Origin of the sequence: Streptococcus sanguinis (assembly GCF_020729725.1) — a bacterium.
In the GTDB taxonomy this organism is placed as follows: domain Bacteria; phylum Bacillota; class Bacilli; order Lactobacillales; family Streptococcaceae; genus Streptococcus; species Streptococcus sanguinis_V.
On sequence record NZ_JAJEPA010000012.1, the window covers coordinates 282471 to 297057 of the forward strand.

Sequence of the window (14587 nt, forward strand, 5' to 3'; positions counted from 1 at the left end):
AAGTGAATAAAGTGGAACTTCCAGCTGAGCCAGGTTGACACCCAGCTCAGGTCGGAAGTTGGGGGACAAGTTTTTTCTATTCGAACAATTTCTTAACAGATTCTTTGACCAAATCTTCGTCAGTTAAGTACGGAATAGTGATGTGGTCTGTGCCTTGGTGGAGGCGGTTGTACTCGATAGCTGTCTCAATAGCATGCTCATTGCGAGCCCAGTTACGACGAGCGACTCCGCCGATTGTATCCCAAGCGATAGCAGATTTGATGATTTCATCAATGCGTTCGCTACCGTCCAGTACCAAGCCAAAGCCACCGTTGATTGCTTTACCGATACCAGTTCCGCCACCGTTGTGGAGAGCTACCAGACTCATGCCACGAGCGGCATTACCAGCGTAACATTGCACAGCCATGTCGCAGGTAACATTAGAACCGTCCTTGATATTAGAAGTTTCACGGAATGGAGAGTCAGTACCAGATACGTCGTGGTGGTCACGGCCAATCATGACAGGACCAACCTTGCCTTCGCGGACTAATTCATTGAACTTGAGGGCGATATTGACGCGTCCCATACAGTCTTGGTAGAGAATCCGAGCCTGAGTTCCAACAACCAACTGGTTCTTTTCTGCATCGCGGATCCAGTTGTAGTTGTCGCGGTCTTGGTAGCGGCGGTTAGGGTCGATCACTTCCATAGCTGCGTGGTCAGTAGCGACTAGGTCTTCGTGTTTGCCGCTCAGACATACCCAACGGAAAGGACCATAACCATAGTCAAAGAGCATTGGGCCCATGATATCTTCTACATAGGATGGCCAGATGAAGCCGTCTTTGTCATCAAAGCCATTCTTAGAAATTTCCTTGATGCCAGAGTCATAGACTGCCTTCATAAAGGCATTACCGTAGTCAAAGAAGTAGGTACCGTTGCTAGTCAGGGTCTTGATCGCCTTGAAGTGACGTTCCAAGGTTTGGTCAACCAGCTTAGCAAAGCTTTCCTTGTCTTCAGCCAGGAGGCGTGTCCGCTCTTCAAAGCTGATACCAGCCGGACAGTAGCCGCCGTCGTAAACATTGTGGCAAGAAGTTTGGTCAGAAAGCAGATCTACATGGATATTGTGCTCGTTGACATATTCCAAGAGGTCTACGATGTTACCATGATAGGCGATAGAAGTGGATTCGCCAGCTTCCAGAGCTTTCTGAGCCAAATCGATTGCTTCTTTTGGACTTTCGGCTAACTGGCTAATCCAGCCTTGGGAGTGACGAGTTTCAATCCGAGATTGGTCTACTTCAGCTACGATTGCCACAGCTTTAGCAATTTCAGCCGCTTTCCCTTGAGCTCCACTCATGCCACCCAGACCAGAAGAGATGAAGAGTTTGCCAGTCAGGTCGCCGTCGTCAGCCACACCCAGCTTCAAACGTCCAGCATTGAGGAGGGTGTTGAAAGTACCATGGACGATGCCTTGAGGGCCGATGTACATCCAGCCGCCGGCTGTCATTTGACCGTAGTTGGTGACACCCATTTCTTCTGCAATTTCCCAGTCCTTCATGTTGTCGTACTCACCGACCAAGAGGCCATTGGTGATAATAACGCGCGGAGCTTCTGGTTTAGATTTGAAGAGTCCGAGAGGGTGGCCAGATTCCACGACCAAGGTTTGATGGTCGGTCATGATTTCCAAGTATTTCTTGATCAGGTTGTACTGCATCCAGTTAGCGCAGACAGATCCAGTTTCCCCATAGGTAACCAATTCATATGGATAAAGGGCGATTTCAAAGCTCAGGTTGTTGTCAATCATGACCTGCATAGCTTTGGCTGCGGTACAGTTCCCTTTGTACTCGTCAATTGGTTTGCCATAGATGCGTTCTTTTGGACGCCAGCGGTAGCCATAAATCCGTCCGCGAGTTTTCAGTTCTTCCAGAAATTCCGGAATCACTTCCTCATGGAATCTCTTTGGAATATAGCGAAGGGCATTTTTAAGCGCAATTTCGGTTTGAGCTTGAGTCAAGCGGAAACCCCGATCAGGTGCGCGGCGGATGCCTTCTTGGAAAACTGTTTTTTCAGGCAGTACATCGTCTAATTTGACGGTCATTGCTGCTGCAATTTCATTTTCGCTAAAGTATGACATGAAAAATCCTCCTTTTAGTCAAGTGTAAAATATCTTTCTCCTACATTCTATAAGATTCCCGTCCATAAAGAGTCAAGAAAATGATAAAAACAGTAAAAAAAGTGGGGCTCCTATCTTTTACAAGCTTTTGACTATAATTTGACGATAGTGTATTATGATGAAAAGCAAATATATCGGAAAATGAAATGGAGGAACAAGCATGACTGCTGATTTACTATTAACTCACTTTAATCAAGTCTTCTGTCCCAAGGATCTCGGTCATCCACTTTTTGGTGAGGAGATGAAGGAAGCTCAGGTCTTGGAGGACGGCTACATCGCAGTCAAAGACGGCAAAATCCTAGCAGTCGGCAGCGGAGAGCCGGATGCCAGTCTGGTTGGACCAGATACTAAGATTCAGTCTTATGAAGGCAAGATTGCCACACCTGGCTTGATTGACTGCCACACTCACTTAGTCTACGGTGGCAGCCGGGAGCATGAATTTGCTAAGAAATTAGCCGGTGTCCCTTATCTGGAAATTCTTGCCCAAGGCGGCGGTATTCTCAGTACAGTCCGGGCGACGCGAGAAGCTTCTTTTGACACTCTCTACGATAAGTCTAAGAGACTGCTGGACTATATGCTGCTGCATGGGGTGACAACGGTTGAGGCCAAGAGTGGCTATGGTTTGGACTGGGAAACAGAGAAGCGCCAGCTAGATGTCGTTGGGGCTCTGGACCGTGACCACGATATTGATTTGGTTTCGACCTTTATGGCTGCCCACGCCGTTCCACCAGAATACAAGGGACGCTCTCAGGAATATCTGGAGCTCATCGTCGAGGAAATGCTGCCTCGGGTAAAGGCAGAAAATCTAGCTGAGTTCTGTGATATTTTCTGTGAAAAAGGCGTCTTTACAGCTGACGAGTCACGCTACCTGCTTTCTAAAGCTAAGGAAATGGGCTTCAAGCTCCGTATCCATGCTGACGAAATCGAATCTATCGGTGGAGTAGATGTAGCAGCTGAACTGGGAGCAACTAGTGCAGAGCACTTGATGGTAGCGACCGATGAGGGCATTCGCAAGATGGCGGAAGCCAAGGTTATCGGTAATCTCCTGCCAGCGACTACCTTCAGTCTGATGGAAGATACCTATGCACCAGCCCGCAAGATGCTGGAAGCTGGCATGGCTATCACTCTAACTACTGACAGCAATCCAGGTTCTTGTCCGACAGCTAATTTGCAGTTCGTCATGCAGCTGGGCTGCTTTATGATGCGTCTGACGCCAGTGGAAGTCCTTAACGCTGTAACCATCAATGCGGCCTATTCAGTTAACCGTCAAGATAAGATTGGCAGCTTTGATACTGGCAAGCAGGCGGACATTACTATCCTAGACGCTAAGAACATTGACTATCCACTCTACTTCTTTGCGACTAACCTGACCCATCAGGTCTATAAGGCTGGAAAACTGGTCGTCGATCAAGGAAGAATTGTCTAGCCTCTCTAAAAAAGAATCGTATTTTTCGGACTCTCTCTGATGACAGGGAGAGTTTTCTTTATATAAAAACTTTCCCTTGCCATTCTGCCGCAAGTCTGCTATAATAGTTATTTGTGAGCAAACCTCACTTACCCCTTGCAAAGTCTTGGGGTCATTAGACCAAAAGGAGGAAAAATCAATGGCTAAATACGAAATTCTTTATATTATTCGTCCAAACATTGAAGAAGAAGCTAAAAACGCTTTGGTAGCACGCTTTGACTCTATCTTGACTGACAATGGTGCAACTGTTGTTGAATCAAAAGACTGGGAAAAACGTCGTCTTGCATACGAAATCCAAGATTTCCGTGAAGGACTTTACCACATCGTTAACGTTGAAGCAAACGACGATGCAGCTCTTAAAGAGTTTGACCGTCTTTCAAAAATCAACGCTGACATTCTTCGTCACATGATTGTCAAACTTGACGCTTAAGAAGGTAGACTATGATTAATAACGTTGTACTGGTGGGTCGCATGACCCGTGATGCCGAGCTTCGCTATACTCCGCAGAACCAAGCGGTCGCAACATTTACTCTGGCTGTCAATCGCAACTTCAAAAATCAAAGTGGTGAGCGAGAAGCGGACTTTATCAATGTTGTCATCTGGCGTCAGCAGGCAGAGAATCTTGCAAACTGGGCTAAAAAAGGAGCCCTGATCGGAATTACAGGTCGTATTCAAACGCGTAACTACGAGAATCAGCAAGGCCAGCGTGTCTATGTCACAGAAGTTGTTGCGGACAATTTCCAACTCTTGGAAAGCCGCTCTAATCGTGAAGGTCAGTCATCTGGCGGTTACGGTGGAAACAGCTTTGGCGGCAGTTCTGCTCCAAGTTATGGCAGTGCAGACTCGTCTAACCAAGTACCGAACTTTTCTCGTGATGAGAGCCCATTTGGCAATTCTAACCCGATGGATATCTCAGACGACGATCTACCTTTCTAAGGACCGAATCTAACTATAATATAAAGGAGAAAACACATGGCTCAACAACGTCGTGGCGGATTCAAACGCCGTAAAAAAGTTGATTACATCGCAGCGAACAAAATTGAATATGTTGATTACAAAGATACTGAGCTTCTTAGCCGTTTCGTTTCAGAACGTGGAAAAATCCTTCCTCGTCGTGTAACAGGAACTTCAGCTAAAAACCAACGTAAAGTAACAACAGCTATCAAACGCGCTCGCGTAATGGCTTTGATGCCTTTCGTAAATGAAGACTAATTAGATTCCCTGCCTCGGCAGGGATTTTTTAGATAATAGAAGAATTGTATAATAAAAAGACAGTTTGATTTGAACTGTCTTTTTAAGTATTATTTGATTTAAAGATTTCTTATCTCGTCGGTCCCATAGTCGCGCTCTTGATGTTGAAGCGTTTCTTGAGATAAAAACGCAGGGCTAGGGTAATAGCGCCGACAATAGCAACTACGACATTGGACAGGCGGGGATTGAGGAATTCAGGCAGGAGACTGGTCAATACGATGGACATGCTCCAGAGGAGAATAGCCGCTGCCATGGTAAGGATAGACTTGAGCAGTTTAGGGCGCTGGCTACGGTCCTTATCTGGTCCGTAGAAACGGTAGATAAAGTGGTAGAGAGCATAGAAAGAAAGGCCACCGACGATGCTTCCGAGTACGAGAGTCGTCAGTCCATAGACAGATGGCTGAGAGGAAGCCAGATTGACGATAGAGGTCAGGAGGGTAAAGAAACCAAAGATAAAGAGGACAGAGTCCAGCATCATCCATTTAGGATCGTCATTTTCCTTTGGATGCTCGGCATCATAGCGCTCTTTTGCGGTCAAAGAAGCTGCCCAAGTAGTCGGGGCTCCGTAGAGGCCACGGGCAGTGATTCCCTTGGTTTGATTTTCCAGGATTTCCGGTAGAATGCCTTCTAAGATGGTCTGGATTTCCTGGTCGGATTTGCCGTCTTGTAAAAGCTGGTTAGTCGCGATATGGATAAATTCTTTGTTTTTTTTGCTGAGTTTGTCGAGGGATACTTGTGACATAGGCGTTCTTTCTAATGGTTAAAATAGTTTTTTGTGCATGAGATAAGCCATAACCGAAGCACTCATGGCAAAGGCGATGAACATAATAATCCAGAAGGCATGTGGTTCACCGTTGAGAGGCAGTTCGTTATTTTTGAAGTTCATCCCATAGGCTGAGAAAATCATGGTCGGGATAGACATGACAATGGTCACCAGAGCCAAGGCTTTCATGATATTGTTCTGGTTATTAGAAATGATAGAGGCAAAGGTCTCCGTCATACTGTGGAGGATGTTGCCGTAGATATCAGCCATTTCAATAGCCTGCTGGGTCTCAATCAAGGTGTCTTCCAGCAAGTCCTCGTCTTCCAGATATTTCTTGATATTGCTAGTGGAGCTGGTCAGCTTCTTAATCACGCGCTCATTTGTCTTAAGGGAGGCCTTGAAATAGACGATGGTCTTTTCCAACTCCATGAGCTCAATCAGTTCTTCGTTTCGCGTGGACTTGTGCAGTTGGCTCTCAATTTGCTCACTCTTACGGTCAATGGAGCGCAGGGCTGTCAGATATAGCTCGGCATTGTGGTAGAGAATCTGAAAGATAAAACGTGACTTCATAAAAGTATAGAAGTTGCGCAGGCGCCGGTGAATGAAGATGTCCAGCAGAGGTAATTTTTCCAAACAGGTGGTAATAATCGCCTCTTCCGTGATGATAATACCAAGGGGAATCGTGACATAATAAGTCTGGTTATTCCGCTCCTCTGTGATGGGCACGTCAACGATGATCAGCGTGTACTCATCCTCTATAGTAACCCGAGACATTTCTTCCGCATCGAGTGGCGCTCGCAGGTCAGTGATGTCAATGCCAAAGGCGTTGGCAATTTCGATTGATTCGCTCTGGGAAGGATTGACAAGATTGATCCAGGTGCCTGATTCGAGCGCATCAATCTCTTTGAATTCTGTCGTAGTAGATAAAAAGACTTGCTTCATGCTCTTTTTCCTTTCCAGAGTGTTTTTTGCATACCGTACTATTATACTACAAATTCGGGCTTTTGGGGCAAAAGTTTGCAGAAAAATTTGTTATAATGGAGAAGGTTTATAAGTGAAACGAGGTCAAGATGCAAGATAAAATTGTGATTCATGGAGCGCGAGCTCATAATTTAAAAAATATTGATGTAGAAATTCCGCGGGACAAGCTGGTCGTGGTGACGGGGCTGTCCGGTTCGGGCAAGTCCAGTCTGGCTTTTGATACCCTTTATGCCGAGGGGCAGCGCCGCTATGTGGAGAGTTTGTCGGCCTATGCTCGGCAGTTTTTGGGCAATATGGAAAAGCCGGATGTGGACTYGATCGATGGTCTCAGCCCGGCTATTTCCATCGACCAGAAGACGACCAGTAAAAATCCCCGCTCAACAGTGGGAACAGCTACCGAAATCAATGACTACCTGCGCCTGCTCTATGCTCGTGTTGGGACGCCATACTGTATCAACGGTCATGGAGCCATTACGGCTTCATCTGTTGAACAGATTGTTGACAAGGTCTTGGAATTGCCAGATCGTCAGCGGTTGCAGATTTTAGCGCCGGTCATCCGTAAGAAAAAGGGGCAGCATAAGACCGTTTTTGATAAGATTCAGAAGGACGGTTATGTCCGTGTGCGCGTGGATGGCGATATTTACGATGTGACGGAAGTGCCAGAGCTTTCTAAGAGCAAGCAGCATGATATTGAGGTTGTGGTAGACAGAATTGTTATCAAGGAAGGGGTGCGCAGCCGCCTCTTTGACTCAGTCGAAGCTGCTCTGCGGATTGCTGAGGGGTATGTGGTGATTGATACCATGGACGGTCAAGAGCTGCTTTTTTCTGAACACTATGCCTGCCCTGTTTGTGGCTTTACAGTGCCAGAGCTAGAGCCACGTCTCTTCTCTTTCAATGCGCCTTTTGGCTCCTGTCCGGACTGTGATGGTCTGGGGGTTAAGCTGGAGGTGGATCTAGATGTGGTTGTGCCAGAAGCTGGCAAGACCTTGCGCGAAGGGGCGCTAGCGCCTTGGAATCCCATCTCCTCCAACTACTATCCACAGATGCTGGAGCAGGCGATGATTGCCTTTGGCATTGATATGGACAAGCCATTTGAGGAGCTGACGGAGGAAGAAAAGCAGCTGATTTTCTTTGGCTCAGATGGACAAGAGTTCCATTTTCATTATGAAAATGAATTTGGCGGTGTGCGCGATATTGACATTCCTTTTGAGGGGGTTGTCACCAATATCAACCGCCGCTACCATGAAACCAATAGTGATTTTACTCGGACGCAGATGCGGGCTTATATGAATGAGCTGACTTGTGCGGCTTGTCACGGTTATCGACTCAGCCCTCAGGCCTTGTCTGTCAAGGTTGGCGGCGAAGCTGGCTTGCATATCGGTGAGATTTCAGATTTGTCGATTGCTGATTATTTGCTTCAGTTGGATAAGCTTAGCTTGACTGACAATGAAGCTACGATTGCGCAGCCTATTCTTAAAGAAATTCATGATAGACTGACCTTCCTTAATAACGTTGGCCTTAATTACCTGACTTTGTCTCGCTCGGCTGGGACTCTATCAGGAGGTGAGAGTCAGCGGATTCGCTTGGCGACTCAGATCGGTTCTAACTTGAGTGGTGTCCTCTATATCTTGGACGAGCCCTCTATTGGCTTGCACCAGCGTGACAATGACCGCTTGATTGCCAGCCTCAAGAAGATGCGCGACCTGGGCAATACCCTCATTGTGGTTGAGCATGATGAGGACACCATGCGGGAGGCTGACTGGCTGATTGATGTGGGACCAGGAGCTGGTGTTTTCGGCGGTGAAATCGTTGCAGCAGGCACTCCTGCGCAAGTGGCTAAGAGCAAAAAATCCATCACTGGCCAATACCTGTCAGGTAAGCGCGAGATTCCAGTACCATTGGAACGCCGTGTAGGCAATGGCCGCTTTATTGAAGTGACAGGGGCTCAGGAAAATAATCTGCAGAATATCACGGCCAGATTCCCCTTGGGCAAATTCATCGCTGTGACAGGAGTTTCTGGATCCGGTAAGTCAACGCTGGTCAACTCTATTCTCAAAAAGGCCATCGCCCAAAAACTCAACCGCAACTCTGCTAAGCCAGGTAAGTTCAAGAAAATCAGCGGCATTGAGCATGTGGACAGACTGATTGATATTGACCAAAGTCCGATTGGTCGGACACCGCGCTCTAATCCGGCCACTTATACTGGAGTCTTTGACGATATTCGCGATCTGTTTGCCAAGACCAATGAAGCCAAGATTCGCGGCTATAAAAAGGGCCGTTTCAGCTTTAATGTCAAGGGAGGCCGCTGTGAGGCTTGCTCGGGTGATGGAATTATCAAGATTGAGATGCACTTCCTGCCTGACGTCTATGTGGCCTGTGAGGTCTGCCACGGCACCCGCTATAATAGCGAAACTCTAGAGGTTCACTACAAGGAGAAGAATATCGCTCAGGTTCTGGACATGACGGTCAATGATGCGGTAGAGTTCTTCCAGCATATTCCCAAGATTGCCCGGAAACTCCAGACTATCAAGGACGTAGGGCTGGGCTATGTGACTCTGGGGCAGCCAGCCACGACCTTGTCAGGTGGTGAAGCCCAGCGGATGAAGCTGGCCAGCGAACTTCACAAGCGCTCGACTGGTAAATCCTTCTATATCTTGGATGAGCCGACCACGGGTCTGCATTCTGAAGACATTGCCAAGCTCCTTCAAGTGCTATCTCGCTTTGTGGACGATGGCAATACAGTCCTCGTTATCGAGCACAATCTGGATGTTATCAAGACAGCTGACCATATCATCGACTTAGGACCGGAAGGCGGTGTCGGTGGCGGTACGATTATTGCGACGGGTACACCGGAAGAAGTCGCTGCTAATCCAGCCAGCTATACCGGCCAGTACTTGAAAAGCAAGCTACATGTAAAATGATTCATCAAATCCCTGTTTGATATTAAAAATAGGGATTTTTCGTGTCGGAGAATGCTCGTCAGATTTAAGTCTTGGATAGGACTTGTTAAAAAATGTCCTATTTGACTTGTTTTTTGATATAATAAGCTTAGTTATTTCACGGAGGTGGCTCATGTTATCAAGAGTTGAAAAGTTTGAAGCAGCGTTGGCTCAGACAGACTGCGATGCTGTTTTAGTAACCAATCTGAAAAATATTTACTATCTGACTGGTTTCAGCGGGACAGAAGCGACAGTTTTTATCAGTAAGAATCGTTGGATTTTCCTGACGGATGCACGCTATACGCTGATTGCCAAGGGAGTTGTCCAAGGTTTTGATATTGTAGAAACGCGCGACGCGATTGGAGAGATTGTCAAGATTATTGCGGACGACAAGCTGCAAAAAATCGGTTTTGATGACGAGATTTCCTATGCCTACTTCAAAATGCTGGAAAGTGTCTTCTCGGCCTACGAACTGGTTCCCATGACAGCCTTTATTGAAAATCTGCGCATGATTAAAGATGAGCAAGAAATCGCGACCATTCGCAAGGCCTGTCAGATTTCGGATCAAGCCTTCCTAGATGTGCTGGATTTTATCAAGCCTGGTGAGACGACAGAGCTAGCTGTTATGAACTTTTTAGATGCCCGTATGCGGCAGCTAGGTGCTTCAGGTGCTTCTTTTGACTTTATCATCGCTTCGGGCTACCGCTCTGCTATGCCACATGGCGTGGCTAGTGACAAGGTCATTCAAAAAGGTGAAACCCTGACCATGGACTTTGGCTGCTACTACAATCACTATGTCAGTGATATGACGCGGACTGTTCATGTGGGGCAGGTGACGGATGAGGAGCGGGAGATTTATGATATTGTCCTGCGCAGCAATCAATCCCTGATAGAAGTAGTTAAGGCTGGTCTCAGCCGGATTGATTTTGACCGGATTCCGCGCCAGATTATTAACGATGCTGGCTACGGTCCTTACTTTAGCCATGGGATTGGTCACGGTATCGGCCTGGACATCCATGAGATACCTTACTTCGGCAAGTCAGAAGAGCCGATTGAGGCGGGCATGGTCCTGACTGATGAGCCAGGTATCTATCTGGATGGCAAATACGGCGTCCGCATCGAAGACGATCTCCTCATCACAGAAACAGGCTGCGAAGTCCTAACTCTTGCGCCGAAAGAGTTGATTGTTATATAAAATGAATATTGTATTCTTACCCCTATTATTTTTTATAAGGATGAAAAGAGGATCATGAAAAAAAGTACTTTAGCGTTTGTTGCAAGTCTTCTTGCTTTACTATTGGTTTTAGCTCCTACAGTTGATGCTGGTGTGGGTAATTCTAAGAGTGGCGGAAGCAGAAGATCTGGAGGAAGCAATCGGTCAGGAAGAAGTAGCTGGTCAGGAGGAAGCAATCGATCAGGAAGAAGTAGTTGGTCAGGAGGAACGAGTAGTTACAGTTCGAGCTCAGAGTCTGGGGCAGGATTAGGATCTTCTGGGGCTCTAGGTGTCGTGGCTATTGTTGCAGTTGGCGGTATATTTTTTAGGATTGTGAAGGGAATGGGTGGTGATACCTATTCAAGCAATGACGTGGAAATGACCACAGAAGAGAGAGTAGGAAGACAGATTCAGAATAATCAAGAAGCAATTAGAGAACTGAAAAGATTGGATCCGTACTTTGATGAAGAAAGTTTCTTGTCTCAAGCGAAAACTGTCTATCTTCAACTTCAGTCTGCATGGACAGAAAAAGATTGGGCTTCTGTTCGTAATTTAGAAAGTCCGAGTTTATATGAACAACACCGAACTCAGTTACAGGAACATATTCGAGCCAAAACGACCAATGTTTTGGAACGGGTGTGTGTAGAAGATTCTAAAATTAAAGACTTTTATCCAAATCCAAAAGGTCAAGATAGATTAGAAGTCATCCTGTCATCTACTATGAGAGACTATATTAAAGATGATGAAACAGGTCGGATTATTGAAGGTGATCCAACCAAAGAATTGTTTACAGTTTATCGAATGAACTTCATTCGTGTGCATGGAGCTCAGACTGAAGGAATTGCGAAAGACGATGTATCCAGCGATCATTGTCCTAATTGTGGGGCGCCACTGACGATTGATTCTGGTAGTAAGTGCGAGTATTGTCAGGCTTCCTTGATTCGAACCGCTCAAGATTGGGTTCTGGATACTTATGATGTTGTTGATGAAATTGAATTTTATAAATAGGAGTAATTATGGGATTTATTAAAGCAGCCCTTTCTGGGGGTATTAGTAGTTTTCGTGATAGTCAATTTAAAGAAGCAGTGGTCTTGCCTGAATCTGTTCCGGAAACGGCACTAGCAATCAAAGGGAGAATTTTGACCAAAGATCCAGATGGTCAATCTCGTCATGGCAATCAGAATACAGGGCTTTTAACGGATGGCTCGCTAGTTATTGTTCCACAAGGATATGTGGCTCTATTGGTCAACAATGGAAGCTTCTTGGGAGAAGTTTTAGAACCGGGAAGTCATGAATGGCAGGCTGGAGACAACACTTGGTTATTAGAAAAAGAAGGTATCAAGGGAACTTGGGAGAACTTTAAACATCGCTTCTCCTTTGGTGGTCAAGTTGTAACCCAGCAAGAAATCATTTATTTCAGAACTCAGCCTTTTACAGGGAACAAATTTGGTACACAAAATCCAGTTGAGTACTTTAGCGAACGCTATCAACAGCTGTTAAGTATTCGTTTTTATGGTCTGTATGACTTGAAAATTGCGGACCCGATCCTCTTTTATATTAGTTCTGTAAGTCGTCAGATTACAGTGGAACAGCCATTTACCTTGCAAAATGTAGCACAAGGGACTTTGCGACAAAACCTACCGCCAAAGATTGCGGTAGCAATTGCAAAGTACACTGCTGAGAACCAAGTGGATATCTATAGCCTTAATGCTAATCAAGAAGTCTTTAATGAAGTAGCAAAACAAGAGGTTAATCAAACTTGGATGAGCTTATATGGCTTGGAAGTAACCAATGTTCTCCTTGAAGACTTAAGCTATGATGAAGATAGCATGGCGACTGTTCGCAAGCTTGATAGTGAGTTAGCGGCTATGAAATACAATACGATTGAGATTGAAGAACGCCGGGCGCGTAATGAAGCTTTGGTTGCTGCTGCTAAAAACGAGGGCGGAAACGGTATGAATCTTTTGATGGGCATGAATGTTGGACAAGCTCTAGGCGGAGAACTTCAGCAACAAGCATCTTCTTCTCAAGGTAAAGCAAAAACATTTTATATTGAGGTGGATGGGAAATATGTCCATGTCAAGAAAGATGAAGATGGAAATATCGTTCCAGTAGACTGAGGTAAGTGTACGGTTTGGTATGAAGATCAAGCCTGAAAATTTAGTAGCTGCAACCAATTGGAGTTGATTGTTATTTGAGAATTATCAGGCTTTATGATAGAATAAGTAGAAATATAATTTTAAAAAGAGGTAATATAGAATGATTGAAGCAAGTAAGCTGAAAGCTGGAATGACCTTTGAAACAGCTGATGGAAAACTCATCCGCGTTTTGGAAGCGAGCCACCACAAGCCAGGTAAGGGAAATACGATTATGCGTATGAAATTGCGTGACGTTCGTACTGGTTCTACATTTGACACAAGCTACCGCCCAGAAGAAAAATTTGAACAAGCCATTATTGAAACTGTTCCAGCTCAATACTTGTACCAAATGGATGACACTGCTTATTTCATGAATACTGAGACTTATGATCAATATGAAATTCCAGTAGTCAATGTAGAAGAAGAATTGAAATTCATCCTTGAAAACTCTGATGTGAAAATCCAGTTCTACGGAACAGAAGTGATTGGTGTGACTGTACCAACAACAGTTGAATTGGTCGTGACAGATACTCAGCCGTCTATCAAGGGAGCTACTGTTACCGGATCTGGTAAGCCAGCTACCCTTGAGACAGGTCTTGTTGTCAACGTACCAGACTTCATCGAAGTTGGACAAAAATTAATCATCAACACTGCAGAAGGAACTTACGTTTCTCGCGCATAATATAGAAGAGGTAATAACTATGGCAGCTGAACAATTAGGTGAAATCGTCATTGCGCCACGTGTTTTGGAAAAAATCATTGCCATTGCAACGGCAAAGGTAGAAGGTGTTTATTCCTTCGCAAATAAGAGTATGTCAGACAGTCTTTCTATGCGCTCACTCGGTCGCGGAGTATCGCTCCATACCGATGAGACAGGTGATGTGACTGTAGATATCTACCTGTATTTAGAATACGGTGTCAGTGTTCCGACTGTTGCAGTAGCGATCCAGAAAGCTGTAAAAAGCGCTGTTTTTGATATGGCTGAGGTAGAGCTGTCTGCGGTCAATATCCATGTGGCAGGCATTGTTCCAGAAAAGGCACCAAAGCCAGACTTGAAAGATCTATTTGATGAGGACTTCCTCAATGACTGATATATTGTTGGAATCCAGAAGAGGTCTGCGCCAGCGGGCTTTTCAGGCCCTGATGAGCCTAGAGTATGAAGGGGATCTTGTAGAAGCTTGTCGCTTTGCCTATTCTTATGATAAGGATGAAGGGGCTGACAAAGCAACGGAAGCTGATATTCCAGCCTTCTTGCTCAATCTGGTCTCCGGTGTGGTCCAGTCCAAGGACGACTTGGATAAGAAAATTGCCCAGCACCTCAAAAAGGGCTGGACTGTGGATCGTTTGACGCTGGTCGAAAAAAATATCCTGCGTCTGGGTATCTTTGAGATTACAGAGTTTGACACGCCACAGTTGGTAGCAGTCAACGAAGCCATTGAGCTTTCCAAGCAATTCTCTGACGAAAAGTCCAGTAAGTTCATCAATGGGATTTTGAGTCAATTTATCGTTGAATAAAATGAAGGTCGAGACAAGTGTCTTGACCTTTTTGTTTACTAGAAATCAGAGATTAAATCAGAAATAATTCATCAAAATCTGCTCAGAGAGCATGAGGTATCTGAGTAAGAAAAACTCATGTTGAAAGCCTTTACAACTTAAAAAAGAATCGGTATAATAAATACAGAAAACGTTTG

The 14587-nt window shown here is 45.4% G+C and carries 14 protein-coding genes; 11 read left to right on the forward strand and 3 right to left on the reverse strand.

What is annotated here, in order from left to right:
* Positions 1-76 precede the first annotated feature (76 nt).
* Entirely contained in the window at positions 77-2107 is a 2031-nt protein-coding gene (locus K4I03_RS06720; RefSeq protein ID WP_227964151.1) for a urocanate hydratase, read from the reverse strand.
* A 199-nt stretch (positions 2108-2306) separates the two neighbouring features.
* Here K4I03_RS06720 and hutI point away from each other — a divergent pair, with 199 nt between their 5' ends.
* The 4 genes from hutI to rpsR all read left to right on the forward strand — a co-directional run bounded on the left by hutI (position 2307) and on the right by rpsR (position 4823).
* Complete coding sequence (gene hutI, locus K4I03_RS06725; RefSeq protein ID WP_125382022.1) at positions 2307-3572, forward strand: imidazolonepropionase; 1266 nt, start codon at positions 2307-2309, stop codon at positions 3570-3572.
* A gap of 178 nt (positions 3573-3750) precedes the next feature.
* Positions 3751-4041, forward strand: a complete 291-nt coding sequence (gene rpsF / locus K4I03_RS06730) for a 30S ribosomal protein S6 (protein WP_002896497.1) — start codon at positions 3751-3753, stop codon at positions 4039-4041.
* A gap of 11 nt (positions 4042-4052) precedes the next feature.
* A complete protein-coding gene (locus K4I03_RS06735) occupies positions 4053-4547 on the forward strand; it encodes a single-stranded DNA-binding protein (RefSeq protein WP_002896496.1) in 495 nt (164 codons plus the stop codon).
* Positions 4548-4583: 36 nt separating this feature from the next.
* The gene (gene rpsR, locus K4I03_RS06740) at positions 4584-4823 is read left to right on the forward strand and encodes a 30S ribosomal protein S18 (RefSeq protein WP_000068664.1); all 240 of its coding nucleotides are present in this window, start codon (positions 4584-4586) and stop codon (positions 4821-4823) included.
* A gap of 109 nt (positions 4824-4932) precedes the next feature.
* Here the strand turns inward: rpsR and K4I03_RS06745 are convergent, their stop codons facing one another.
* A complete protein-coding gene (locus tag K4I03_RS06745; protein WP_002929297.1) occupies positions 4933-5604 on the reverse strand; it encodes a DUF1129 domain-containing protein in 672 nt (223 codons plus the stop codon).
* Positions 5605-5622: 18 nt separating this feature from the next.
* A complete protein-coding gene (locus tag K4I03_RS06750; protein ID WP_002896489.1) occupies positions 5623-6567 on the reverse strand; it encodes a magnesium transporter CorA family protein in 945 nt (314 codons plus the stop codon).
* 128 nt (positions 6568-6695) lie between these two features.
* Between K4I03_RS06750 and uvrA the strand changes: the two genes are divergently transcribed.
* The 7 genes from uvrA to nusB all read left to right on the forward strand — a co-directional run bounded on the left by uvrA (position 6696) and on the right by nusB (position 14411).
* Positions 6696-9527 carry an excinuclease ABC subunit UvrA gene (uvrA, locus tag K4I03_RS06755; RefSeq protein WP_227964153.1) on the forward strand — a complete coding sequence of 944 codons (2832 nt, stop codon included), beginning with the start codon at positions 6696-6698 and terminating at the stop codon, positions 9525-9527.
* 151 nt (positions 9528-9678) lie between these two features.
* Complete coding sequence (locus K4I03_RS06760; RefSeq protein WP_227964155.1) at positions 9679-10740, forward strand: M24 family metallopeptidase; 1062 nt, start codon at positions 9679-9681, stop codon at positions 10738-10740.
* Positions 10741-10794: 54 nt separating this feature from the next.
* A complete protein-coding gene (locus K4I03_RS06770) occupies positions 10795-11766 on the forward strand; it encodes a TIM44-like domain-containing protein (RefSeq protein ID WP_408643074.1) in 972 nt (323 codons plus the stop codon).
* Between the two features lie 8 nt (positions 11767-11774).
* Positions 11775-12878 carry an SPFH domain-containing protein gene (locus K4I03_RS06775; RefSeq protein WP_227964159.1) on the forward strand — a complete coding sequence of 368 codons (1104 nt, stop codon included), beginning with the start codon at positions 11775-11777 and terminating at the stop codon, positions 12876-12878.
* Between the two features lie 139 nt (positions 12879-13017).
* A complete protein-coding gene (gene efp, locus K4I03_RS06780; RefSeq protein WP_002896485.1) occupies positions 13018-13578 on the forward strand; it encodes an elongation factor P in 561 nt (186 codons plus the stop codon).
* A 19-nt stretch (positions 13579-13597) separates the two neighbouring features.
* Positions 13598-13987, forward strand: coding sequence for an Asp23/Gls24 family envelope stress response protein (locus K4I03_RS06785; protein WP_002896484.1), 390 nt, complete (start codon positions 13598-13600; stop codon positions 13985-13987).
* The gene (nusB, locus tag K4I03_RS06790) at positions 13980-14411 is read left to right on the forward strand and encodes a transcription antitermination factor NusB (RefSeq protein WP_004188227.1); all 432 of its coding nucleotides are present in this window, start codon (positions 13980-13982) and stop codon (positions 14409-14411) included. The genes K4I03_RS06785 and nusB overlap by 8 nt, the downstream gene beginning before the upstream one ends.
* Positions 14412-14587 lie beyond the last annotated feature (176 nt).